Raw genomic sequence first — 23,632 nt, forward strand, 5'->3', positions numbered from 1 at the left:
CCCCAGCCCTCCCCCGCAAGCGGGAGAGGGAGTGCAGTTCCTTCGGGGTCGCTATTCGAACTGATCTCATCGCGCGCTAACTCGGCGAAAAATTCGGGCGGTCGGCGAAATGGCAGGCCACCCAGTGATCGGGCTTCAGCTCGCGCCACTCCGGCACGCGGTCGGTGCAGAGCGGCTGCGCGTGCGGGCAGCGGGTGCGGAAGCGGCAGCCCGAAGGCGGATCGATCGGGCTCGGCACCTCGCCCTGCAAGACGATGCGGCTCTCCTGCCGCATCGTGGACGGTAACGGCCGCGGCTCGGCCGACAGCAGCGCGATCGTGTAGGGATGCAGCGGCCGCTCGGCGACCTCCTCGGTCGGCCCGAGCTCGACGAACTGGCCGAGATACATCACCGCGACGCGCTCGCTGATATGCGAAACCACCGCGAGATCGTGGGTGATGAAGACATAGGTCAGGCCGAGGTCGCGCTGCAGATCGGCAAACAAATTGAGCACGTCACCGCGGATCGACATGTCGAGCGCGGCCACCACCTCGTCGCAGACGATCAGTTTGGGTTTGAGCGTCAGCGCGCGGGCGATCACGACGCGCTGCTTCTGGCCGCCGGACAGCTGATGTGGGTAGCGCGCGCCGTACTCCTGCGGCAGGCCGACGCGCTCCAGCGCTTCCCGCGCCGGCCGCTCACGCTCGGCGCTATTGCCGACGCGTGCGAGCTCCAGCGGCTCCAGCACCGAGGCCAGAATCGTCATGCGCGGATTAAGCGCAGCGTTCGGGTCCTGGAAGATGATCTGGTAGTTGCGGCGATGGTTTTGAAACTCCCGCCGTGGCAGTGCCGTTGGATCGATGCCGTCATGCAGGATGGCGCCGGCGCTGGGATTGAGCAGGAACACCAGCGCGCGGCCGATCGTGGTCTTGCCCGATCCGGACTCCCCGATGATGCCGAAGGTCTCGCCGCGGCGGACGTCGAAATTAACGCCGTCGACCGCCTTCACGGTGGCGCGGCGGTCCGAGGTCTGGAAGCGGACCTGAAGGTCGCGCACCGAGACGATGGCATCGCGGCGGGGCTCGGCATCGGCTGTGGTCATTGCGTCGCGACCTTCGCAGCAGCCGGCGCGCCGGGCGGATGCAGCGCGCCCGGCAGATTCAGCTCGGCAAAGCGCCAGCAGCGCACTCTTCTGCCGCCGCCGGCGTCCTGCAGCTTCTGCTCGGCCTCGCAACCCCTCACCGCATGCGCGCAGCGGGCGCGGAAGCGGCAGCCGTTCGGCATCTCGGCGATCGACGGCACCCGGCCCGGGATCGACGGCAGCCGGCCGTGGCGCGGGCTCAAATGCGGCAGCGAGCGTAAGAGTCCCGACGTATAGGGATGCAGCGGCCGCACCAGCGCTTCGTCGACAGTGGCGTCCTCGATCACCTCGCCGGCATACATCGTGATCATCCGCGTGCAGGTCTCGGCGACGACGCCGAGATCGTGGGTGATCAGCATCAGCGCAGTCTTCGAAGTCTCGCTGATGTCGCGCAGCAGCTCGAGGATCTGCGCCTGCACGGTGACGTCGAGCGCGGTGGTCGGCTCGTCGGCGATCAGAAGCTGTGGCCCGCAAATCAAACTCGCCGCGATCATCACGCGCTGGCGCATGCCGCCGGACAGCTGGTGCGGATAGTCGTCGATCCGCCGCTCGGGCGAGGCGATGCCGACGCGGCGGAGCATCTCCAGCGTTTTGGCGCGCGCCTCCTCATGGGAAACGTCGGTGTGGACGCGCAGCGTCTCGGCGATCTGGTGGCCGACGGTGAACACCGGGTCGAGCGCGCTCATCGGCTCCTGGAAGATCATCGCGATGCGCTTGCCCCGGATCGCGCGCATCTGCCGCGCGCTGCAGGAGGCGAGATCGACGCCGTCGAACAGGATCTTGCCGTCAAGGCCGGCAAAATTGCCCGGCAACAGCCGCAGGATCGACAGGCCGGTGATGGTCTTGCCGCAGCCGCTCTCGCCGACGATGCCGACGCGCTCGCCGGGCGCGATGTCGAAGTCGATGCGGCGCGTCGCCTGCCAGACGCCCTGCGCGGTCTTGAAGCGGATGCCGAGCCCGCGCACGGACAGCAGCGGCCGCGCGGCCTCGCGCGCGCCCTCCGCCCTGCGCTGTGCCGGCTGACCTGCCTCCATCAGCCCGCCGCCCGCTTCTTCTCTTTCACCAGCTGCTCCTCCATCAGCATCTCGGTGCCGATGATGCCCTCGCGGGTGAGCTCGTCGAGCTCGGCGTCGGAGAGCCCGAGCATGCCGCCAAGAATCTCGCGGTTATGCTCGCCGAGCGTCGGCGGCACTGAACGAATGGCAAATGGCGCATCGCCCTCGCGAAACGGCATCGACGGCTGCGGATGTCGTCCGATGAACGCACGGTCGACCTGCTGGATGAAGCCGCGGGCGTGGAGCTGCGGATCCTCCAGGAGATCGATCGGCAGCCGGGCGACGCCGGAGGCAACGCCGGCGGATTGCAGCGCGGCCATCGCCGCATCGGCATCGCGCGCCGCGGTCCAGGCCGTGATCGCAGCCTCGATCTCGGCCTCGATGGCGCGGCGGCCCGTGGCTGTCTTGAGCGTCTCGTCCGCCGCCCAGTCCTCGCGGCCGAGCAGCCGCGCGAGCTTTGGCCACATCGCGTCGTCGGACACCGCGACGACGATCCAGTTGTCTTCTCCGGCGCAGCGAAAGCAGCCATGCGGCACGGAATCCGGATGGCGGTTGCCGTATTTAGTCGGCGGCTTGCCACTGGTCGAATGCGCGACGATCCAGGGCGCGGCGAACGGCATCATGCATTCGATCTGCGCCAGATCGATGAACTGCCCCTGCCCCGTCAGTTTGGCGTGGATCAGCGCGGTCAGCACCGCGGCGGCGCCGTTGAGCCCGCCGACGGCGTCGCCGAACGCGGTATGGCTCATGACGGGCGGACCATCGGGATCGCCGACCACGCTGGGCAGGCCGGAGCCCTGCTCCAGGGTCGAGCCATAGGCGCGGCAGTCGCGATGCACGCTGCCGGCGCCGAACGCCGACATCGACATCATCACCAGCTTGGGATTGATCTTGCTCAGCACGTCATAGCCGAGGCCGAGCTTGGGCAGCACCTCGACCGAATAATTGTCGACCACGAGGTCGGCATCGGCGAGCAGGCGCTTCGCCAATTCAAGCCCCCTCGGCCGGGTCAGATCGAGCGTGATGCCGCGCTTGTTGCGGTTCATGATGCAGTAGCGCACCGACTTCTCGTACATCTGCTCCAGCACATAGGCCGGACGGCGGTCGACGCCGCGCCACCAGTCCGGATATTGCGTCGCCTCGATCTTGATGACATCGGCACCGAGATCGGCGAGCGTGCGGGTGCAGATCGGCCCGGCCCAGCCCATCGAAAAGTCGACGACGCGGATGCCCTCGAGCGGCAAGCGATCGGTTGCAGCGGGCCTGGGCACCGGCACGCGCGGCGCAGCCTCGCGCCTCGCCTGCTGCTCGCCGAGATCAGGCACCCGGCCGCCGCGCAGCGGCGGCGTTGCGGTCAGCCGCTGCATCGTGCCGGCGGAAAAGCCGGTCTCGTCACCGATGGTGATCGGGACGATGGCGCCACGCGCACGCTTCTCCTCATCGGCGATGAGATCCGCCACCTCCGGCACCGGCACGATCGGAATCCTGCGCTTGAGCCCTTCGGCGAACCACTCCAGCGCGGTGCGCTGCCTCAGCTTCGGCAATATCCTGCCTTCGATCTCGGCGACATGGCGCAGCCGGTCGACACCCATGACCAGCGTCGGATCGTCGCGCAGTTCGTTGAGCCCCAGCATCTCGCAGAACGCGCGCCATTGCGCCGGCGTCACCGTGGTGACGCCAAGCCAGCCTTGCTTCGTCTCGTAGATGCCGACCGGAAAGGTCGGCCAGAACCGGTTGACGCCGATCCGCCGCATGATGTCGCCGCGCTGGAACGCCTCGAACATGATGTATTCGGTGACGGCGATAGAGGCCTCGAACAGGCTGAGATGGTTTTCGCGCCCGCGCCCGTTCTGCATGCGCCCGAGAACCGACGATGCGGCGGCGATGAAACCCCACAGCCCGCCCAGAATGCCGATCTGGAAATCCGGCGCATGCATCGGCGGCCCCTGCTCCGGACCGACCAGCTTCACCAATCCGGTCAGCGCGCGGATCGTGGAGTCCGTCGCCGCGAAATTGGCGTAGGGACCGCGATCGCCGAACCAGGCGAGGTCGACATGAATGAGGCCGGGATTATCCCGCTTGATCGCGTCGAGATCGATGTCGGGACAATCCGCCGCAGCAATGCCGCGCCCGTCGAGCAGGATGTCGCAGCCGATGATCAGCTCCCGCAAGCGGGATGCCGCGCCCGCATCGCCCGTGTCGAGCACGACACTCGACTTGTTGAAGTTGAGAAACGCAAACCACGCGCTCTGCCCTTTGGGCGTCAGCGGCGCGGTGCGGCGAAGCGGATCGCCGTGCGGCGGCTCGACCTTCTGAACATCGGCGCCGAAATCGGCAAACAGCCGCGCGCAATAGCTCGTCGCCGCAGCACTTCCGATCTCGACAATCCGCAGATGCGACAACGCGCCCATCACGCTTCCTCGCGACAAAATGACCAGCCGGTGACAGCGGCTGATTCAGTTTCTTGTTGGGTGAACTTGAAGCCGCGCGACGAGTGTGATGCAAGTGGAATTTTCTTCCGCTTGACGGAATTAGCGAGCATCTGACCGAAGCTGCTGCTCAGCGCGAAGCGAAGATTGTGCAGCTAATTGCAGGTGAGCTGCGCTTCGAACCAGTGTTGCACTGAGTTCGACAATCGCGGCCATGCGCGCAAGACATGCGCGTATGTGGCCGCGCTCGCGCGGGTGATGCCGCGCAGTTCCTTCTCAATGGCGGGAAGATCAACACCGAGGCACCGGCCGGCCTTGGCGACGGTGCGACCATCGACCACAAGCTCGGAGATCAGCGACGCATTGCCGCGTGCAAACAAGAGGTCGAGCGGATCCGCATCAAGAAGCTGATCGCGCTCGAGGCGGTCGAGATCGATGCCGACGAAATCAGCCGGCCCACCGACCGCGAGCTCGCCGGTGCCCGGCGCGCCGGTGGCGCGGCGGCCGTTGCGGATGGCGAGCGTGAAGAATTCCTGAGCAGTCCATGTACGCTTGAACCCGAGGCCGCCATGCATCATCTGCACCAGCCGCATCTCGCGCAGCACGTCGTCATCCTCGTCGAGCGCCAGGCCATCGACGCCGACAGCAATCCCGCAGCCGCAGCTATGCGCCGCCGCGATTGGTGCGTGTCCTGAGCGCAGATGCAGGTTGGAGGAAAAATTGGTGACGATGCGCGCGCCCGACGCCGCGATCATCTCGAGCTCGTCGGGCCGAGCGTGGATGCAATGCGCGAGCGTCAGCCGCTCCGAGAGGAAGCCGATGTCGCGGAGATAGCGGACGATGCCGCCTGGAAAATGCCGGTCGGCCCAGGCGCGCTGGTAGATCGTCTCGAGCAAATGCATGTGAATGCGGCGGCCGGTCTGCGCAGAGTTCTCCGCGACTGCCTCCAGCAGCGGCTTCGAGCACCACTGCACCCCGGCCGGCCCAAGCTGCACATCGACCTTCGGCCCGCCGATCGCTGCCGCGATGGCGTCGGTCAGCTCGATATGCGCTTTTGGCGACATCGGGGCGCGCACGAACAGCTGTTCGATCATCTTGCGGTCGTCGGCCGGAAGGTCTGACAGCACCGGTTCGCTGTCGCCATAGACGATCGGGTTCTGGTCGCGCACCGCGATGGCAAAGGCGATGCGGATGCCGACATCGGCGGCGGCGCGCGCGATCGCCCTGGCTTCCTCGACCAGCGGCATGGTGCCGCTCGGCGTTGTGTAGTGCACCATCATCGCAGCGCAGCCGGCCTGCGCTGCGCGGGCAAACGCCGAGGCCGCGGTGAGATACGGATCGACCGGCGTGCCGACCACCGTGCGCAGGATCCAGCTCTCCAGGGGCATGCCGACCGCGCCGAAGCTCGAGGCCCGCGGACGGGCATGGTCGTGGGCGTTGACGAAGGCGGGAAGGATGAAAGAGCGCCGGCCTGTCTGCGGGGCCGTGGCTTCGGAGATATCGGTGATGACGCCGCCATCGTGATGCAGCACGACGTCGTTGCGGATGTCGCGGTCAGGACCGCAGAACAGACGGGTCGCCGTGACGTTGGTCATCATCGCCTGTCATCTCCGCTTGCGTAACTTCACCTCTCCCGCTCGCGGGGGAGGTCGGATCGCATCGGAGATGCGATCCGGGTGGGGGCTGTCACCACAACACGACTCGCGGAGAGAACCTCCACCGGGAGAGGGGGAAAACCGCTGATGCGGCCGGAGTTCGGCCTCGCTCAATCAATTCGCCGTATACACCAATTCCCGCTCCGCGCGCGGCGGCAGGAATTCGCGCGAAAACACTTCGGCCGGGGCCGGCGTGCGGGCGAGCTGGTAGCCTTCGACGATGAAGCCGATGGCGCGGGCCATGCGGTCGTCCTTGACGTCGCCGATGCCGATGTCCTTCATCTCCGGCGAGACGATCAGCTTCTCGAAGGAATATTGCAGCCGGCGCTTCTCGACATCGACGTTGATCAGATTGTCATAGTTCAGCGCCGCCTTCATGGCCGCGTTCTGATCCTTGGCGACCGCGATCGCACCCTTGTTGATGGCGCGGACGAGGCCGGCCACCGCCTTCGGGTTCGACGCGATCAGCTTGCGCGAGACCATCACGCCGTTGGAATAGAGGTCGAGCCCGTAATCGCCGAACGAGAACCATTTGAAGTCCTTATCCGGGTCCTGGCGGTTCAGCACCAGGTTGAAATAGCTCGTGATGTTGAACACCAGCGCGGCGTCGATGTCGCCCTTGATCAGCATCGGCTCCTGCAGGTTCGGCGCCATGTTGGAGACCTTGATCTTCTCGCCATCGAGCCCGTTCTTGTGCACGAACACCGGCAACAGCCGCGTGGTCGGCGTGCCCTGCGCGCCGCCGAGCGTGTGGCCCTCGAAATCCTTGATCGTCTTGATGCCGCTCGAGTTCTTGGCGACGATCGCGAATGGCGGCTGGTTCCACATCATGTAGACCATGACGGGCGCATCCTGCGGCTTAGTCGCGGCGTTCTGGATGATCGCGTTGACGTCGCCGAAGCCGGCGTCGTAGGCGCCCGACATGATGCGCGTCACGGTCGCGCCGGAGCCCTCGCCCTGGTCGATCACGACGTTGAGGCCCTCTTCCTTGAAGTAGCCGTTGTCCTTGGCGTAGAAAAACGCGGCGTCCGAGCCTTGCGTCTTCCAACCCAGCGTGAACTTGATGGTGGTGTCCTCGGCGCGCGCGGGACCGGCGATCAGGGCCAATCCCAACAGCGCGGCGCTTACTTTTCTCAGCATCGAGATCTCCTTAAGCTTCATTGCTTGACGGTCGACGAAGTGTCTCAAGTGGCGATGACATTGTCCTTGCGCGTCGCCCAGCCGGTGACCTGGCCCTCGATCAGCGAGAACAGGACGTAGAGCGCGACGCCGAGACCGGCGAGCACGAACAGCCCGGCGAACACCAGCGGCACGTTGAAATTGGAGGACGCGGTCATCATGACGTTGCCGATGCCGCGGTTCGAGGCGACGGTCTCCGACAGCACCGCGCCGACGAAGGCGTAGGAAACCGCGACCTTCAGCGAGGCGAAGAAGAACGGCATCGTCCTGGGCAGGCCGACATTCCACAGGATGTCGAACTTGCTGGCGCCGAGCGCCTTCAGCACGTCCTCGAGCTCGGGCTCGGTGGTGGCAAGGCCGGTGGCGATGTTGACGACGATCGGGAAGAAGCAGATCGACAGCGAGGTCAACACCGCCGGCACGGTGCCGGAGCCGAACCACAGCACGAAGATCGGCACCACGGCGACCTTCGGGATCGACGAGAAGCCGACCAGCAGCGGATAACAGGTGTCGTAGGCGGTTTTTGACACCCCGATCACGGCACCGAGCGCGACGCCGAGCGCCACGCCGAGCACGAAGCCGATCATGGTGGTGACCAGGGTCTGCACGATGTGCGGCCACAGGATCGGGAATTTCTCGAACAGCGTGACGAAAATCTGCGACGGCCGCGGCAACACGAGGTCCGACATCCCCGTCATCAGGCAGAACAGCTCCCAGGCGACGAAGAACAGCACGATCAGGGCGACGGACCAGGCCTTCTGCCTGATGTCTGACACGGACATGGTCAGGCTCCCTCTCGCGCGGCGGTGCGCGCATCGACGATGAAGGCGCGGAGCTTCTGGTTGAGCGCGACGAAATCCGGCTCGAAGGTCATCGCCACGGTACGCGGACGGGCGAAATCGACCCTGGAGTCGTCGAGGATGCGGCCGGGCCGCGCGCTCATCACGCAGATGCGGCTGGCGAGGAAGCCGGCCTCGCGCAGATCATGGGTGACCAGCAGCACGGTCGGCCTGTGGGTCATCCAGAGCTGCTGAAGGATTCCCCACAGCTCCTCGCGGGTGAACTGGTCGAGCGCGCCGAACGGCTCGTCGAGCAGCAGCATGCGCGGCTCGTGGATCAGCGCGCGGCACAGATTGGCGCGCTGGAGCATGCCGCCGGAGAGCTGCCAGGGATAGCGGCCGCCAAAGCCCTTGAGCCCGACCTGCTCGAGCAGCGTGTTGGCCTTGTCGCGGAATTCGGTCTTGCGCAGCTTGCGGAACTGCGATCGGAACGGCTCGACGATCTTCAGCGGCAGCATGATGTTCTTTTCGATCGTCATCCACGGCAGCATGGTCGGGTTCTGGAACGCCATGCCGACCCGCGTCGCGCGCGCCGCGACCTCACGGCCGCCGACGATGACGACGCCGGTGGTCGGCCGCGCCAGGCCCGACACCAACCGCAGGATGGTGGACTTGCCGCAGCCGGACGGGCCGACCAGTGCGACGAACTCGCCGTCGGCGATCCGCAGCGTGGTTGTCGACAGTGCCGGCACGGCGCGGGCGCCGCGGCCGAAGGTCACGGAGGCGTCCGACAGCTCGATCGCGGTCGGCGCGGATCCGGCGGCCATCGGCTCGCCGGCGAATTCGGAGTTTGGTTGCATGCGCATCACGAGCAAAGTGCATGCAAGCCGGATGCCAGCGGCCGTAGCGTTGAAAATCAAGGAGATCGCGCGTTCCGCGCCTCAAAGGCCGGATTCCTTTTGGGCAATCCGCGGCTCAAACTGCATGCAATTCGAGCGCCCGATTGCTTTGGCGGTATGATAAAGAGGCGTTCGAAGCACCTTCGAGAGGGATTCGCGGCAATGGCAGGGCGCGCCGACAGCAGCAAGACGGCTGAATCGTCAGACAAGGTCAGCGTGATCTGCCGCGCGCTGCGGCGCGCGATCATCGAGCAGGCGCTGGAGCCCGGCGCCAAGCTGCCCGAGGATTCGCTCGGCGAGCGCTTCGGCGTCAGCCGCACCATCGCACGGCATGCGCTCGGGCAATTGGCGGCGGAAGGCCTGGTCGAGCTGCGCCGCAACCGCATCGCCGTGGTGGCGACGCCGAGCTGGCAGGAGGCGCGCGATGCTTTCGATATTCGCATCGAGCTCGAGCGGCTGGTGGTGCGGCAGCTCGCGGGCAAGCTGACCAAGGCGCAGATCGCCGAGCTCACCGCCCATGTCGACGCCGAGGATCGGGCCCGCGACGGCACCGACGCGGTGTCGATCCGGCTCGCCACCGAATTCCACATCCTGCTTGCTCATATGACGAACAGCCCGATCCTGGTGCGCTATGTCAGCGAGGTCGCGTACCGCTGCTGCCTGACGCTGTCGCTCTACAGCCGGCCGCATTCGTCGGAATGCGCGATCAACGAGCACCGCGCGATCATCGCCGCGCTGGCGAAAGGCGACGTCGACAAGGTGATGGGGCTGATGCACAGCCATCTGGACTCCGTGGCGACCCGCGCGCTGGTCGCGCCAAGCCCGCAGCGCGGGCGCGATCTGCTGGATATTCTGGCGCCCTATGCCGACGAGGCGAGCGGCGAAAAGGTGGTGAAGCTGCCGAAGGCGGCGCGGCGCTGACGCTCCATCACCGTCATCCTGAGGAGGCCGCAACGCGGCCGTCTCGAAGGATCGACGGCCACCGGTCGGGCCGTGCATCCTTCGAGACGCGCTACGCGCTCCTCAGGATGACGGGGATACAAGGTTGCTTCCCCTACGCCTCGATTCCCCGCTGCACCAAAATCCGCTCGGCGCTGTCGTTCCAGACGTCCATCTTGACGATCTGCCCGCCCCGCACGACGAAGCGGTCGACATAGCGGTTGCCTTCGAACGGCGTGCCGTCGCTCCATTCGCCGAAGAGCGTGCCGACGCTGTAGACGACGGTCTCGTCCGTGCCAGGGCAGACATCGAAGCGATCCATTCTCTTCTTCACCCAGCGGTAGCGCTTCGCGTTGAAGGCGGTCGGCCCGCGCGGATGGTCGAATTCGCGCCCGCCGGTGAAGGTGATCACCGTGCCCGGCTTCATATAGGCCGCGGCCGCATCCGGATCGGGGATCATCGACGCCGTCAGATAGGCCTCGACGATCTCGGCATCGGACATCGGGCGGACATCGGCTTTGGCGGGTGCGGACATGGGGGCCTCCGGGGATGATCAGGACTCTACAATCTGGCCGCCAAAGTGTATGCATATTTTTTAGACAATCGAACTATAAAACTGCACACAATCTGGTGCTGTCGATTCCCTGCCCATCCGCTAGGCTGCACCCAACTTGATGTTTCCTCGCCGATGATCGCAAAACCTGCCTTCGACCTGGTCTTCCGCAATGCCGTGACGCGCAGCTCCGCGTCAGCGGTCGATATCGGCATCGCCGGCGGCAGGATCGCCGCGATCGCGCCGTGCCTCGTGTGCGAGGCGGTCGAAATCGACCTCAACGGACGGCTGGCGTTGCCCGGCTTCGTCGACACCCATATCCATCTCGACAAGGCCTGCCTGCTCGGCCGATGCGGCCACGATCACGCCAGCCTCGACGAGGCGATCCGCGCGGTGTCGGCGATGAAGCGCGACTTCACGGTCGAGGATGTCTATGCGCGCGGCTCAAAAGTGATCGAGCGCGCGATCACGGCCGGCACGACGCGGATGCGGACGCATGTCGAGATCGACCCGCGGATCGGGCTGCGCGGTTTCGAGGCGGTCAAGGCCTTGAAGCGCGACTATGCCTGGGCGCTCGACCTCTCGCTTTGTGTCTTTCCGCAGGAGGGCTTGACCAACGACCCCGGCGCCGACGAGTTGCTGGTCGCGGCGCTCAACGACGGTGCCGAGGCGGTCGGCGGCTGCCCCTATGTCGACAGCGATCCGAACGCGCATATCACGCGCATCTTCGACCTCGCGCAGGAGTTCGACGTCGATGTCGACCTCCATCTCGATTTCGACCTCGATCCCTCCTGGTGGCACATGGAGGAGGTCTGCCGGCAGACCGAACGGCGCAACTATCACGGGCGCGTCGCGATCGGACACGCGACCAAACTCTCCGCGCTGCCGCCTGATCGGCTGAAGGCGGCGAGCACGCGCCTCTCCGAGGCCGGTGTCGCGGTCACCGTGCTGCCGGCGACCGATCTCTATCTGATGGGGCGCGACGCCACCCATAACGCGCCGCGCGGGCTGACCGCCGCGCATCGGCTCGTCGCGGACGGGGTGCTGTGCTCGGTCGCGACCAACAATGTGCAAAATCCCTTCACGCCGTTCGGCGATGCGTCGCTGCTGCGGATGGCCAATCTCTATGCCAATGCGGCGCATGCCGGGATCGGCGAGTTCGACGCCTGCCTCGATCTCGTCACCGACCTGCCGGCACGGCTGATGAACCTGAAGGATTACGGCATTGCGGTCGGCAACCCCGCCGACATCGTCGTGCTCGACACCGACAGCGGAACCAACGCGATCGCCGAACTGCCCGACGTACTGATGGGCTTCAGGCGCGGCCGCAAGACCTTCGAACGCCAGCGCCCGACGCTGTTCCGGCCTGTCACCAGCCTCTCCCCGTCATCCTGAGGAGCCGCGAAGCGGCGTCTCGAAGGGTCGACGGCCACGAGCGGGGCCGTTCATCCTTCGAGACGCGCGTTCCGCGCTCCTCAGGATGACGGATCGAGTACCAGCGTGCACAGCGATACGGTGCCGCAGCACCAACCTGCGCGCATTGTCGCCTTGCCCTGGCGCGAATTGACGTCTTCGCCGATCCGTTGTTGAACGTCCTCAACACCAACAAACAGCCGGGCGGGAAACCATGAGCAAATCCACCACAATCAAAAGCGTCGAGACGCTCGCCTGTGATGCCGGCTGGCGGAATTATCACTTCGTCAAGGTGACGACCACGGACGGGCTGGTTGGCTGGAGCGAATATGACGAGGGCTTCGGCGCGCCCGGCGTGACGGCGGCGATCGAGCGGCTGTCGGCGCGGGTGGTCGGCAAGAACGCGTTCGAGCACGAGCGGATCTATGTCGAGCTGTTCGCCGCGACGCGCCCTGCCGCCGGCGGCGTGGTGGCGCTGGCGCTCGGGGCGATCGAGAACGCGCTGCTCGACGTCAAGGCCAAGGCGCTCGGCGTGCCCTGCTACGACCTGCTCGGCGGCAAGATCCGCGACCGCGTGCGGGTCTACTGGTCGCATTGTGCGACCTGGCGCATCAATCATCCCGACTGGTACAAGCCGGCAATCACAGATCTCGACGGCGTCAAGGCGATCGGGGCCGAGGTGCGCGAGAAGAAATTCACGGCGATGAAGACGAATATCTTCGTCTATACCGACGGCAAGCCGCAGGGCTGGCGCCCCGGCTTCGGCTCGCCGTTCCAGCCCGAGATCAATATCGACCGCACTGTGCTGCGCAATCTCTGCATGCACCTCGAGGCGATCCGCGACGGCGCGGGGCCGGATGTCGATCTCCTGCTCGACCTCAACTTCAACGCCAAGACCGAGGGCTATCTGAAAATCCTGCGCGCCATCGAGAAGATGGATATGTTCTGGGTCGAGATCGACACCTTCAATCCGCAGGCGCTCGGCTATATCCGCCGCCAGAGCCCGCACCCGATCTCGTCCTGCGAGACGCTGCTGGGCCTGCGCGAATTCCTGCCCTATTTCACCGAGCAGGCGATGGATGTCGCGATCATCGACACGCCGTGGAACGGGGTCTGGCAGTCGATGAAGATCGCCGCCGCCGCCGAGCATTTCGAGGTCAACGTCGCGCCGCATAATTTCTACGGCCACCTCTGCACCATGATGAACGCGCATTTCTGCGCCGCGGTGCCGAACCTGCGCATCATGGAGACCGACATCGATCGGCTGGCCTGGGACCACGAGCTGTTCACCCACCTGCCCGAGTTCGTCGACGGCCATCTCGTGATCCCGGATCGTCCGGGCTGGGGCACCGAGCCGAACGAGGAAGGCCTGCGCGCGCATCCGCCGAAGAACAAGGGCGGGCTGTTGAATTACGGGTTGAAGAAGTAGGCGGTTGTGCGCCGGCCCTTACCCATCGTCGTCCCGGCGAAGGCCGGGACCCATAACCACCGCTGCGTGGTGTGAAAAGGATTGTTGCCCCAGCGACGCACAAACAACTGAGAGTTGGGGTAATGGGTCCCGGCCTTCGCCGGGACGACGCATAACCCAGTAGAGCGCCCTCAATTATCCTCGCGCACTGCCGTGAACGCGCTGTCGATCACGTCGCCGATCGGCTGCCAGGCATTGCCATCGAACTGCACCAGCCGCATCTGCTTGATCGGGCGGAAGTCCTTCGGTCCGGTGTTGATCACGATCCCGGGCAGCGCGATCGGGCTCTGGTAGTCCTTCAGCGACGCGGCCTGCCGCATGATGTTCTCGCGCGACAGATCGTCGCCGCACTGGCGCAGCACCTGCATCAGCGTATCCGCGGCGGCGTAGCCGAACACGGCGTAGATGTCGTCCTTGTCGCCGTCGGGATAATACTTGTCCATGAAGGCGAGCCACGCCTTGATCTGCGGATCGTCCTTCCAGGAGGCATCCCCGGCATCCTTGAGGAACGAGGTCGAGATCACGCCGAGCGAATTCTGCAGGCCTGCCGGCCGCAGCGCGCTGGCGATCGAGGCCGACGCATTGTCGAGGATGAACACCGGATGCCAGTCGAGGTCCGCAGCGACGCGGATCGCGCGCGCCGCGATCGCCGGCGCGCCGTCGAACACAAGAATGTCGGCGCCGGAGTTCTTCAGGATTCCGATCTGGTTCTGGATCGCGGTCTCCGACGCGTCGAAGGCGAGATCGGCTACGATCATCCCGGCGGTGTCGCCGAGCCCTTCCTGCAATCCCTTGAAGAGGTCGCGGCCGAACTGGTCGTTCTGCCAGAGCACCGCGATCTTGCGCGAGGGATAGGCTGCTTGGATATAGTTGGCGTAGATTCGCCCCTCGGCGCGGAAGGTCGGCTGCCAGCCCATGGTCCAGGGAAAGGTCACGGGATGCGCCCACGCCTCGTCGCCGGAAGCAACGAACAGCTGCGGCACCTTGTTCTCGTTGAGGTACTTTCGGACCGCGAGATTGCTCGGCGTGCCGAACGATCCGAACATCAACAGCACGTCCTGCTTCTCGACGAGATCGCGGGTCTGCTCCATCGCGATCTTCGGATTGGAGCTGTCATCGACCGAGACGAACCTGACCTTGCGGCCGTTGATGCCGCCATGCTCGTTGACCATGTCGAAGTAGGCTGCCTCCGCCCGCCCGATGGTCGCGAACGCCGCGAGCGGCCCGGTATAGGGCATGACGTTGCCGATGCGGATCTCGTTGCCGGCCGCCGTCTGCGCCTGCTGCGCGCGCAACGGCGCCGCCGCGAGGACAGCTGCGAGGACGAGAGATATCGAAAGCGCCGTTTGTCTTTTTGTTTGCATCAACATCGCCACAAACGCCGGCGGCTGGCCGGCGCTCCTCCCGAGCGAGCGGAGTTTATCGCCCAAGCCAATGCCGGAAAAATGAAATGTTGATGGCGGAGGCGGGCCTCAGCGCAATGTTATGTCGAGCCAGCCGAGCGGGTTGACGGCGACGCGGTCACCGCTGTCGACCAGGACGGTGGTAGTTTCAGCCTCAATGATCGCGGGACCGGCCAGCGCTTGGCCCGGCCTGAGATCGTCGAGCGCGTAGACCGGCACCTCGCGCCAGGCACCGAACCAGGCCTGCCGCTTGCCGCGCGGCGCGCAGGGCGCAGCCGAGCTAGCCTTTCCGGCATCACTCCCGCCGCGCGCCACCTTGCCGACCGCGGCGACGCGGGCGTTGACGAACACCACCTCCTGCCCGCGCGAGGCATAGGTGTAGAGCTCTTCGTGGCGGCGATGGAAGCGTTCCTCGATCTGCGCCACCAGGTCGGCGGCACCGAGATCGAGCTCGCCTAGCGGCACGTCGATCTCGAACACCTGCTCGCCGTAGCGCATCTCGGCCGAGCGCTCGATGGCGATATCGCCCTTGAACCAGTCGCGCAGCCGCCCCGCCGCCTGCTCTTCCAGCGCGGCGAACAAGGCGCGAACCTCGTCGGCGGAAATCCGGCCCGTGCCGTAATGGGTGCGGCTGACCTCGTAACGCAGATCGCTGGTCAGCATGCCCCAGGCCGAAAGCACAGAAGCGACCGTCGGCACGATGATGCGCTTGATCTCGAGCTCGCGCGCGACCTCGGCGGCGTGCATGCCGGCGGCGCCGCCGAAGCTGAGCAACGCGAATTTGCGGGGATCGACGCCGCGGCGCAGCGTCATCAGGCGGATGCCGTCGGCCATCTTCAGATTGATCATCTTGTAGATGCCGGCGGCGGCCTCGATCCGCGACAGCTCGAGCGCTGCGGCGATCTGATCCACCGCCGCTTCCGATGCTGCACGATCGAGCGGCCGCGCGCCGCCCATGAAGGCCGCGGCATCGAGATAGCCGAGCACGACATTGGCGTCGGTGACGGTGGCGGCCGTTCCGCCATTGCCGTAGCAGGCCGGACCCGGCACCGAGCCCGCGCTCTCCGGCCCGACCCGCAGCGTGCGGCCGCCGTCGACGCTCGCAATCGAGCCGCCGCCGGCGGCGATGCTGGCGATATCGAGGCTGCGCAGCGCAATGCGCTGGCCCGCGAGCATGCCGTCGGCCGACAGTGAGGCCTGGCCATCTGCGATCAGTGAGATGTCGGTCGAGGTGCCGCCCATGTCGAACGGCACGAGATCGGGAATTCCGAGAAGATCCGCGCAGCGGCGGCTGCCGGAGATGCCGCCGGCCGGCCCCGACAGTACGGTGCCTGCGGCGAGCCGCGAGGCTTCCTCCACCGGCGCCATGCCGCCATGCGACAGCACGACGAACAGCGAGCCTGCAAAGCCGGCTTCCGCGAGGCTGCGCTCCAGATTGGTGAGATAGCGCCGCACCGTCGGCGCGACATAGGCGTTCACGATGGTGGTCGAGACGCGCTCATATTCCTTGATCTGCGGCAGCACATCGCTCGAGCGCGACACGCTGACGTCGGGCAGCTCCTTCGCCAGTTGCTCGACGGCGGCGAGCTCATGCGCCGGGTTGAGATAGGCGTGCAGAAAGCAGACCGCGACCGAATTCGCACCCGAGCGTTTCACCTCGGCGATGACATCGCCGAGCGCTGTGGCATCGAGCGCAACCGCGGCGCTGCCGTCGGCCTTCAGCCGCTCACGCACGCCAAAGCGGCGCTCGCGCGGCACCAGCGGCTCGGGTGGCGGCGTGCGCAGATCGTAGCGGTCCGGCTTCAGCCCTTCGCGCATCTCGACGACATCGCGGTGTCCCTCGGTGGTCAAGAGCGCAACCCTCGCGCCCTTGCGCTCGAGCAGCGCATTGGTCGCGACCGTCGTGCCGTGCACCAGGCGATCGGTCGCGGCGAGCATCGCCGCGCGTGTCACGCCGAGGCGGAGCGCCAGCTCTTCCAGTCCCGCCATGACGCCGATCGACTGATCGGCCGGCGTGGACGGCGATTTCGCGAACACGGTGCGCCCAGTTTGATCCGTTGCAACCAGGTCGGTGTAAGTGCCGCCGACGTCAACCCCAATCGTGTACATCGCTGCCTACACCGCTTTCGAAACCAAACCTTGCGCAAGATCGCGCGCCCGCGCTTCCGCCGAGCGCTTCTCTGATGGACCCCAGCCGCCGCCGCCGGAGGACCGGATCTCGAGGCAGTCGCCCGGACGCAGCTCGATGCCGACTTCTTTCGTCTTCAGCACGCGCGGCTCGCGTCCTTCCGACAAGAGGCGATAGTGATGCGGCTCGCCGTCCTTGCCGCCGAGCATGCCGCAGGGACCATGGCGTGCGCCGTCGCCGGCGGTGTTGCCCTTGGCCGGCTTTTGCGTCTCCAGCACCATGTCGAGCGCGACGCCAAGCCCGCCGCGATGCTGGCCGTCGCCACCGGAGTCCGGCCGGAATTCGTGCTGGCGGAAATGCAGGGGAAAGCGCACCTCGGCCACCTCGATGCTGCCGAATTTGAGCCCGCCGACCGAGTGCCATTCGCCGATCGACGAATAACCGTCGCCGCCCGGCGATGCGCCGCCGCCGGGCCGGGCCTGGAACATGTGCCAGATGAAATTGCGTCCGTTGCGCGGATCCTCGCCCTGGATCGCGATGCGGAAGCGGCGCCCCCACCCGCCCATCACCCGATCCGGACAGGACGCCGACATCGCCTTGATGATGGCTTCGACGATCTCGTTGGAGGGATGGCTGGTGCACAAGGTGACGGGACGGCCGGGGTCGGCCCAGACAATGGTGCCCTGCTTCGCCACCACCTTCAGCGGCCGCAGCGCGCCGGTGTTCTTGGGGATATCGGCGTCGATCAGATAGGCGAAGGCCATCGCGACCGCCGCCTGCATGTTGGCGTGCGACGAATTCACAAAACTTGTCGACTGCGGATCGGAGCCGGTGAGATCGACCTCGATGTCACTGCCCTTCTTGGTCACCTTGGCCGCGATCTTGATGTCGGTGCGGCCGTGGCCGTCATCGTCGAGCAGGGCTTCGCCGTAGAACACGCCGTCCTTCCAGGTCGACACCACGGCGCGGGTCTGCTGCTCGGCCGCGTCCAAGATCGCCTCGATCGCGGCTTCGACCGTCTCCGCGCCGAACTCGCTGAACAGTTTTGCGACGCGGCGTTCGCCGAGATGCGCGGCCCCGAGCATTGCGGCGAGGTCGCCGCGGAATTCACGGGGGTTGCGGATGTTCAAAGCCAGCAGATCGAGCAGATCCTCGCGCGGCTTGCCGGCCTCGTAGAGCTTGATCGGCGGAATGCGAATGCCTTCCTGATAGATCTCGGTGGCGGCCGGATTGTAGGCGCCGTGGGTGGCGCCGCCGATGTCGCTCTGATGCGCGCGCACGATGGTCCAGAGCAGCCTTTTTCCCCCATCGAAGACCGGCACGAATGCGGTCAAGTCAGGCAGATGACTGCCGCCCTGATAGGGATCGTTGAGCAGGATGACGTCGCCGGGCGCGACATCCTTGAAGCGCTCCTCGACCGCCAGCGTCGCCCAGGGCAAGGCGCCGACATGAACCGGAATGTGGTCGGCCTGCGCGATCAGCCGCCCGTTGGTGTCGCAAATCGCCAGCGAGAAATCGCGGCTGGAATTGAGTATCTGCGAATAGGAGGTGCGAAGCATGGCTTCGCCCATCTCCTTCACGATCGACGACAGGCGGTGCTGGACGACGGAGCGGGTGATCGGATCGATCTTGGCGGACATCTTGGCCTTCTTGGCGCGAGCGACTTGCGCAGGGAGGATCGAGGAACCGGTCGATCGGAACCGGAATTCCCTCTTATAGCCAGTGGCTTGCCGATCGCAAATCGGCTGGCTCGGCCGAAACGGATCATTCCGTCGATCAGCAAGTCGTGATCGAGAAGAACCTGCCCCGCGACGGAATAGAACTGACGCTGCTGCGTCCCACCCATGCAAGCCAACCGGATCGCGGGGCCCCTCCGCGACAACCTTCAGGGTGAAACATCATGATCCTGCGATTCCTCAGACCCGACTTCGGTGCCGCGGTGTTCGGCATGCGTGTCCTGTTCGCCGTCGCGGTCTCCCCGGTGGTGCTCGCCCAGGAAGCCCATCATCCGGACCAGACCGCGCAGTCGGCGGAAGAGCGCGCCTTCCTCGCGGAAAACGATGCCGCGATGACCAAGATGATGAACGACATGGCCGCCAAACCGAGCGGCGATATCGATCGCGACTTCGTCGCGATGATGGCGCCGCACCACCAGGGCGCGATCGACATGGCGGTGATCGAACTCCGCTACGGCAAGAACGAGCAGCTGCGCCGGATCGCGCAGGAAATCATCATCGAGCAGCGGCAGGAGATCGACGCCATGAAGCTCGCGATCGGCGAGCCGGTGACGGCATCCGCGCCGGCCCCGACGCAGCCGGGCCCGGCGCCCGCCGCAGCCCACGATCACGCGGCTCACGATCACATGAACATGTCCCACGAAATAAAGAACTAGGAGCCTCAAACGATGAACCGCAAAATCCTGAAGTGCCTGCTGGCGACGACCATGCTGGCGATGTCGAGTTCCGCCTTCGCCGGCCAGGCGCCGGGGGCGGCATCCTCGCCCGACATTCCGGTCAGCCATCACGATCGCGTCTACGCCGCCGAGCAGTTCTCCAACACGGTGTCGGTCACCGACCCGGCCGACAACAAGCTGCTCGGCGTGATCCGGCTGGGCGATCCGCAGCCGGGCAATTTCAGCCCGCTCTACAAGGGCCAGGTGCTGGTGCACGGCATGGGTTATTCGCCCGACCACCAAACCCTCGCGGTGGTCTCGATCGGGTCGAACTCGGTGAGCTTCATCGACACAGCGACGAACTCGGTCAAGCACGTCACCTATGTCGGACGCTCGCCACACGAGGCCTTCTTCACGCCCGACGGCAAGGAAGTCTGGGTCACCGTGCGCGGCGAGAATTACATCTCGGTCATCGACGCGCAGAGCTTCAAGGAAACGATGCGCATCGAGGTGCCCGCGGGACCCGGCATGCAGATCTTCTCGCCGGACGGCAAGTACGGCTACATCTGCTCGTCGTTCAATCCGGAGACCGACGTGGTCTCGGTCGTAGACCATCAGATCGTCGCGAAGGTGAAGCAGGAAAGCCCGTTCTGCCCGAACATCGCGGCGACCCCGGATGGTGACCAGGTGTGGTTCACGCTGAAGGATGTCGGCAGGACGCAGGTGTTCAACGCCAAGCCGCCGTTCAACCTGATCAAGACCATCGACACCGGCCCGATCACCAACCACGTCAATTTCGCCAGGACCTCAAAGGGGACCTTCGCCTATGTGACCATCGGCGGCACCAACGAGGTCAAGGTGTTTCGAACCGATGATTTCTCGCAAGTCGCGACCATCCCCGTCGGCAATCTGCCGCACGGTATCTGGCCGTCCGGCGACGGCACGCGGGTCTATGTCGGTCTCGAAAATGCCGACGCGCTGGCGGCGATCGACACCGCGACCAACAAGGTGATCGCCAACATCCCGATCGGCCAGGCGCCGCAGGCCATAGCTTACGTACCGAACGCCGCGCCGAATCCGGATGACCGCCAGAACCTGCAGGCGCTCGGCGTTGCCGGCCAGGCCGCCCACCTCACGCTTGCACCGAAGAAGCAGGCCAAGGGCGAGAAGCCGCCGACCAGCGTCTCGCTGTTCGATCAGGGGCTGATCCAGGTGCTGCAGGCATCGGTCACCGGACTCGAACCCAAGCAGCACTACGTGCTAGGATTGGCCGAACGTGCCGACGGCACGGGATCGGTGGAGCCTCTGGCAGCCTTCATGACCAATCCCGCCGGCTCCGCCATTGTCAACGTCACCGGACCGATCCGCCAGATCGTGCAGAGCGCAGCCAGGACGGAGCGGCGCTATCTCGTGATCACGTCAGGCGAACCGGCCAAGCCCGGCGCGATCATCCAGGTGCAAACGCCATGAACGACATGCTGCGCCTGGTCGAGCCGCTGATACCCGCCTTGCGGCGGTATGCGCGGGCCCTGGTCCGCGACCAGGCGGCGGCCGACGACCTGGTGCAGGACTGCCTCGAGCGCGCCGTGATTCACTGGGAGCAGCGACGGTCGGACAATCCGCGGCCGTGGCTTTTCGCGATCCTGCACAACCTCGCCATCAACCAGTTTCGCCGCGCAACGGGGCGCGGCGTCCATGTCACGATCGACGAAACCAACGAGGATACATTCGGTCAGGAGGCGGAACAGGAGCACAAGGTGATGTATCGCGACGTCATGGCGAAGCTCGCGACGCTTCCGCATGACCAGCGTGCAGTGCTGCTGCTCATCGGCGTCGAGGATCTGTCCTATGCCGACGCCGCGAAGGTGCTTGGCGTGCCTGTTGGCACGGTGATGTCGCGGCTGGCGCGCGCCCGCGAGCGGCTGCATCACGAGTTGGAGGGGACGTCAGGCCAGCGGGACCATAATGTCGTGCAATTGCGGAACAGGACATGAGCAGTCGACCCATTACCGAAGACGATCTGCATGCCTATGTGGATCGCGCGCTCGAACCGGAACGCGAGGCTGATGTCGCTGCCTATCTGGAGAAGCATCCGGATGTGGCCAAGCGCATCGCCGCTTACTCCGATGAGCGTAACCTTTTGCGATCGGCACTACTGCCGATTACCGAGGAGCCGCTGCCGCCACAGCTCAACCTCGCCAGGATGATCGAGAGCCCGCGCCGCCGCCCCTCGTCATTGCGCTGGGCTATCGCAGCCATGCTGATGCTTGCAATCGGCGGGCTCGGCGGCTGGGTGATCCGTGGCGCGACACAGGCACCGGCCGGCGGAATTGTGGCACTCGCCGAGGAAGCCAGCGATTCCTACAGAGTGTACGCCTCCGATCGCACGCGGCCGGTCGAGCTGCGCGACAGCACCGAGCTTGTGCAATGGGTCTCCAACCGGTTGCGTCAACCGGTGAAGCTGCCGGATCTGACCAAGTCGGGATATCGCCTGATGGGCGGACGGGTGGTGCCGACCGCACATGGTCCGGCGGCCATGTTCATGTACGACGATGATCACGGCGAGCGGCTTGTGGTTCTCACCCGCCCGATGACGTCAGACCGGAACGCGCCTATGGCCGCGCATTCGGGTGGCGACGTCGCGGGCTTCTCGTGGGCCGACGGCGGTACGGGCTACTCCCTGGTGGGGCCGCGCGGTGGCGATTCCCTGCGGCCGCTTGCCAACGAGATTCGCAAGCAGGCGCAGACGATCTGATCGGAACGCAACGCTAGGGCCTGGTGTAGACCAGGAACAGCACGATCCCGATCGCCAGCGCGCCGGCGATGAACAGCAGCACCGCGGGCAGCCCGAACAGCGCCGCAACGCCGGCGGTGCTGGATTGCAGCAGCGCTGCGCCGAGGAAGAACGCAAGGTTGACCGAGGACAGCGCCTTGCCGGTGTTCTGCGCGTCGACAAGCTGCCGCGTCATGCCGTAGATCAGCGGCTGCGCCGACGTCGCAAGCCCGATCAGGATCAACAGCACCAGGTCATATTGCGTCGGCATCACGGCAACGCCGAAGAGGTTCGAGACCGGGAAATGCGCTGCACCGGCCGCCATCAAGACGAGCAGCAGCGCGGCGATGGCGTGAGTCGCCGCCACCATGGTACGGCGATGCCCGAACTTGCGATCGAAGGCGCCGATGCAGGCCGGGCCGACAATCATCGCCAGCGTGAACAGGCCGAGCACATTGCCGGCCTCGATCCGGCTCAGCCCTTTCTCGTCCATCAGCCATGGGCCGCCCCACAAGCCGCGCAATGTCAGCGACGCGCCGAGCGACACGAGCGACAGCGCGATCAGGCCGCGCAGGTCGCGCGACATGCCGAGCCGCAGCACCTCGGCCATCTGGTGCAGCGGCGAGGAATCGTCCGCATGTGCCGCCGGCTGGCGCGGCACCAGCGCGAACACTGCGATCAACACCACAATGCCGAAGCCGGCCGAGCCCCAGAAGCCGGCGCGCCAGCCGAACTGATCGACCACGAAGGCCAGCGGGCTGGCCGACAGCAGCATGCCGATATTACCGATCGAGAGGATCAGGCCGGACCACAGGCCGAACTTTGCCGCCGACATCTGCTTGGCGGCCAGCGTCATCGGGCACATCAGCATGCCCGAAGTGGCGACGCCGAGCATGAGCTGGCCAAGCACAAAACTCGCAGGCCCCGTCGCCAGCGCCGAGACCAGCGTTCCGATAACGGTACCGGCGAGCAGGCTCAGCGACACCGGCCGCACGCCGAAACGATCCATCGCGGCGCCGACCGGGATTTGCGAGGCGGCAAAGGAGAAATGATAGATCGAGGTGAGGCTCGCCAGCGCCTGCGGCGAGGTACCGAAATCCGACGCCATCAGATCGAGGCTGATCGCCGGGATGGTCCGCAGCAGCGTCGACAGCATGTGGCCGGAGGCCAATGCCAGAAGTGCAAGCACCAGGGCGCGGAACCCGATCCCCGCCTCTTCCTTCGTCACCACGCCGTCCACGAATCGCCTCTTCCCCGAGCGGTTTGGCGACGGGCGTAACATTATTGGGCGGATGGTGCCAAGTTTGGCGGCAGAGCGGATGGGCTCAGCCTATCCGCGAGCTCACCTTACCTCTCCCGCTTGCGGGGGAGGCCGGATCGCATCGTCAGATGCGATCCGGGTGGGGGCTCTCTCCACGTTACGACTCGCGGAGAGAACCCCCACCCC

The 23,632-nt window shown here is 65.8% G+C and carries 19 protein-coding genes; 7 read left to right on the plus strand and 12 right to left on the minus strand.

The features are described from left to right. Window positions 1–76: 76 nt before the first annotated feature. From AC1VNY_RS39500 to AC1VNY_RS39530, 7 genes are all read right to left on the minus strand, one after another. On the minus strand, window positions 77–1,081 hold the full coding sequence (locus AC1VNY_RS39500; RefSeq protein ID WP_482409229.1) for an ABC transporter ATP-binding protein: 1,005 nt from the start codon (window positions 1,079–1,081) through the stop codon (window positions 77–79). Then, window positions 1,078–2,154 (minus strand): ABC transporter ATP-binding protein, encoded by a 1,077-nt coding sequence (locus tag AC1VNY_RS39505; RefSeq protein ID WP_482409230.1) that lies wholly within the window; start codon window positions 2,152–2,154, stop codon window positions 1,078–1,080. The genes AC1VNY_RS39500 and AC1VNY_RS39505 overlap by 4 nt, the downstream gene beginning before the upstream one ends. Next, window positions 2,154–4,586 carry a CaiB/BaiF CoA transferase family protein gene (locus AC1VNY_RS39510; protein WP_482409231.1) on the minus strand — a complete coding sequence of 811 codons (2,433 nt, stop codon included), beginning with the start codon at window positions 4,584–4,586 and terminating at the stop codon, window positions 2,154–2,156. Before AC1VNY_RS39510 ends, AC1VNY_RS39505 begins: the two co-directional genes overlap by 1 nt. Before the next feature lie 173 nt (window positions 4,587–4,759). Beyond that, window positions 4,760–6,202: an amidohydrolase family protein gene (locus AC1VNY_RS39515; protein ID WP_482409232.1), complete on the minus strand. Its 1,443-nt coding sequence runs from the start codon at window positions 6,200–6,202 to the stop codon at window positions 4,760–4,762. Window positions 6,203–6,373: 171 nt separating this feature from the next. Further along, on the minus strand, window positions 6,374–7,399 hold the full coding sequence (locus tag AC1VNY_RS39520; protein ID WP_482409233.1) for an ABC transporter substrate-binding protein: 1,026 nt from the start codon (window positions 7,397–7,399) through the stop codon (window positions 6,374–6,376). A 44-nt stretch (window positions 7,400–7,443) separates the two neighbouring features. Then, the gene (locus AC1VNY_RS39525; protein WP_106327939.1) at window positions 7,444–8,220 is read right to left on the minus strand and encodes an ABC transporter permease; all 777 of its coding nucleotides are present in this window, start codon (window positions 8,218–8,220) and stop codon (window positions 7,444–7,446) included. 2 nt (window positions 8,221–8,222) lie between these two features. Next, entirely contained in the window at window positions 8,223–9,077 is an 855-nt protein-coding gene (locus AC1VNY_RS39530) for an ABC transporter ATP-binding protein (RefSeq protein WP_482409234.1), read from the minus strand. 201 nt (window positions 9,078–9,278) lie between these two features. Here AC1VNY_RS39530 and AC1VNY_RS39535 point away from each other — a divergent pair, with 201 nt between their 5' ends. Continuing rightward, entirely contained in the window at window positions 9,279–10,037 is a 759-nt protein-coding gene (locus AC1VNY_RS39535) for a GntR family transcriptional regulator (RefSeq protein WP_028343660.1), read from the plus strand. A 133-nt stretch (window positions 10,038–10,170) separates the two neighbouring features. Here the strand turns inward: AC1VNY_RS39535 and AC1VNY_RS39540 are convergent, their stop codons facing one another. After that, entirely contained in the window at window positions 10,171–10,590 is a 420-nt protein-coding gene (locus AC1VNY_RS39540) for a nuclear transport factor 2-like protein (protein ID WP_482409235.1), read from the minus strand. A 153-nt stretch (window positions 10,591–10,743) separates the two neighbouring features. Here AC1VNY_RS39540 and AC1VNY_RS39545 point away from each other — a divergent pair, with 153 nt between their 5' ends. Beyond that, on the plus strand, window positions 10,744–12,003 hold the full coding sequence (locus AC1VNY_RS39545; protein ID WP_482409236.1) for an amidohydrolase family protein: 1,260 nt from the start codon (window positions 10,744–10,746) through the stop codon (window positions 12,001–12,003). A 232-nt stretch (window positions 12,004–12,235) separates the two neighbouring features. Then, complete coding sequence (locus AC1VNY_RS39550; RefSeq protein WP_482409237.1) at window positions 12,236–13,450, plus strand: mandelate racemase/muconate lactonizing enzyme family protein; 1,215 nt, start codon at window positions 12,236–12,238, stop codon at window positions 13,448–13,450. A gap of 170 nt (window positions 13,451–13,620) precedes the next feature. Here AC1VNY_RS39550 and AC1VNY_RS39555 read toward each other — a convergent pair whose 3' ends face one another. The 3 genes from AC1VNY_RS39555 to AC1VNY_RS39565 all read right to left on the minus strand — a co-directional run bounded on the left by AC1VNY_RS39555 (window position 13,621) and on the right by AC1VNY_RS39565 (window position 18,660). Further along, window positions 13,621–14,853, minus strand: coding sequence for an ABC transporter substrate-binding protein (locus AC1VNY_RS39555; RefSeq protein ID WP_482409238.1), 1,233 nt, complete (start codon window positions 14,851–14,853; stop codon window positions 13,621–13,623). A gap of 108 nt (window positions 14,854–14,961) precedes the next feature. Continuing rightward, on the minus strand, window positions 14,962–17,001 hold the full coding sequence (locus AC1VNY_RS39560; protein WP_482409239.1) for a hydantoinase/oxoprolinase family protein: 2,040 nt from the start codon (window positions 16,999–17,001) through the stop codon (window positions 14,962–14,964). Between the two features lie 6 nt (window positions 17,002–17,007). Continuing rightward, a complete protein-coding gene (locus tag AC1VNY_RS39565; RefSeq protein WP_482409240.1) occupies window positions 17,008–18,660 on the minus strand; it encodes a hydantoinase B/oxoprolinase family protein in 1,653 nt (550 codons plus the stop codon). A gap of 260 nt (window positions 18,661–18,920) precedes the next feature. Here AC1VNY_RS39565 and AC1VNY_RS39570 point away from each other — a divergent pair, with 260 nt between their 5' ends. From AC1VNY_RS39570 to AC1VNY_RS39585, 4 genes are read left to right on the plus strand one after another with little or no spacing between them, the layout of a single operon-like run. Further along, window positions 18,921–19,412, plus strand: a complete 492-nt coding sequence (locus AC1VNY_RS39570; RefSeq protein ID WP_482409241.1) for a DUF305 domain-containing protein — start codon at window positions 18,921–18,923, stop codon at window positions 19,410–19,412. A gap of 12 nt (window positions 19,413–19,424) precedes the next feature. After that, entirely contained in the window at window positions 19,425–20,882 is a 1,458-nt protein-coding gene (locus AC1VNY_RS39575; protein WP_482409242.1) for a YncE family protein, read from the plus strand. Then, the gene (locus tag AC1VNY_RS39580; RefSeq protein ID WP_482409243.1) at window positions 20,879–21,406 is read left to right on the plus strand and encodes an RNA polymerase sigma factor; all 528 of its coding nucleotides are present in this window, start codon (window positions 20,879–20,881) and stop codon (window positions 21,404–21,406) included. Before AC1VNY_RS39575 ends, AC1VNY_RS39580 begins: the two co-directional genes overlap by 4 nt. Next, on the plus strand, window positions 21,403–22,167 hold the full coding sequence (locus AC1VNY_RS39585) for an anti-sigma factor family protein (RefSeq protein ID WP_482409244.1): 765 nt from the start codon (window positions 21,403–21,405) through the stop codon (window positions 22,165–22,167). Before AC1VNY_RS39580 ends, AC1VNY_RS39585 begins: the two co-directional genes overlap by 4 nt. A gap of 13 nt (window positions 22,168–22,180) precedes the next feature. On the opposite strand, the gene AC1VNY_RS39590 is transcribed toward AC1VNY_RS39585, so the two are convergent. After that, entirely contained in the window at window positions 22,181–23,416 is a 1,236-nt protein-coding gene (locus AC1VNY_RS39590) for an MFS transporter (protein WP_482409245.1), read from the minus strand. Window positions 23,417–23,632 lie beyond the last annotated feature (216 nt).

It is taken from the genome of Bradyrhizobium ferriligni (genome assembly GCF_056837965.1).

Excerpts from the sequence above, each read along its gene's own strand:
- AC1VNY_RS39505 (WP_482409230.1), bottom strand. The coding sequence starts at position 2,154 with ATGGAGGCAGGTCAGCCGGCACAGCGCAGGGCGGAGGGCGCGCGCGAG.
- AC1VNY_RS39500 (WP_482409229.1), bottom strand. The coding sequence starts at position 1,081 with ATGACCACAGCCGATGCCGAGCCCCGCCGCGATGCCATCGTCTCGGTG.
- AC1VNY_RS39550 (WP_482409237.1), top strand. The coding sequence starts at position 12,236 with ATGAGCAAATCCACCACAATCAAAAGCGTCGAGACGCTCGCCTGTGAT.
- AC1VNY_RS39565 (WP_482409240.1), bottom strand. The coding sequence starts at position 18,660 with ATGTCCGCCAAGATCGATCCGATCACCCGCTCCGTCGTCCAGCACCGC.
- AC1VNY_RS39520 (WP_482409233.1), bottom strand. The coding sequence starts at position 7,399 with ATGCTGAGAAAAGTAAGCGCCGCGCTGTTGGGATTGGCCCTGATCGCC.
- AC1VNY_RS39570 (WP_482409241.1), top strand. The coding sequence starts at position 18,921 with ATGATCCTGCGATTCCTCAGACCCGACTTCGGTGCCGCGGTGTTCGGC.
- AC1VNY_RS39545 (WP_482409236.1), top strand. The coding sequence starts at position 10,744 with ATGATCGCAAAACCTGCCTTCGACCTGGTCTTCCGCAATGCCGTGACG.
- AC1VNY_RS39560 (WP_482409239.1), bottom strand. The coding sequence starts at position 17,001 with ATGTACACGATTGGGGTTGACGTCGGCGGCACTTACACCGACCTGGTT.
- AC1VNY_RS39555 (WP_482409238.1), bottom strand. The coding sequence starts at position 14,853 with ATGCAAACAAAAAGACAAACGGCGCTTTCGATATCTCTCGTCCTCGCA.
- AC1VNY_RS39585 (WP_482409244.1), top strand. The coding sequence starts at position 21,403 with ATGAGCAGTCGACCCATTACCGAAGACGATCTGCATGCCTATGTGGAT.
- AC1VNY_RS39540 (WP_482409235.1), bottom strand. The coding sequence starts at position 10,590 with ATGTCCGCACCCGCCAAAGCCGATGTCCGCCCGATGTCCGATGCCGAG.
- AC1VNY_RS39575 (WP_482409242.1), top strand. The coding sequence starts at position 19,425 with ATGAACCGCAAAATCCTGAAGTGCCTGCTGGCGACGACCATGCTGGCG.
- AC1VNY_RS39535 (WP_028343660.1), top strand. The coding sequence starts at position 9,279 with ATGGCAGGGCGCGCCGACAGCAGCAAGACGGCTGAATCGTCAGACAAG.
- AC1VNY_RS39515 (WP_482409232.1), bottom strand. The coding sequence starts at position 6,202 with ATGATGACCAACGTCACGGCGACCCGTCTGTTCTGCGGTCCTGACCGC.
- AC1VNY_RS39525 (WP_106327939.1), bottom strand. The coding sequence starts at position 8,220 with ATGTCCGTGTCAGACATCAGGCAGAAGGCCTGGTCCGTCGCCCTGATC.
- AC1VNY_RS39530 (WP_482409234.1), bottom strand. The coding sequence starts at position 9,077 with ATGCAACCAAACTCCGAATTCGCCGGCGAGCCGATGGCCGCCGGATCC.
- AC1VNY_RS39580 (WP_482409243.1), top strand. The coding sequence starts at position 20,879 with ATGAACGACATGCTGCGCCTGGTCGAGCCGCTGATACCCGCCTTGCGG.
- AC1VNY_RS39510 (WP_482409231.1), bottom strand. The coding sequence starts at position 4,586 with ATGGGCGCGTTGTCGCATCTGCGGATTGTCGAGATCGGAAGTGCTGCG.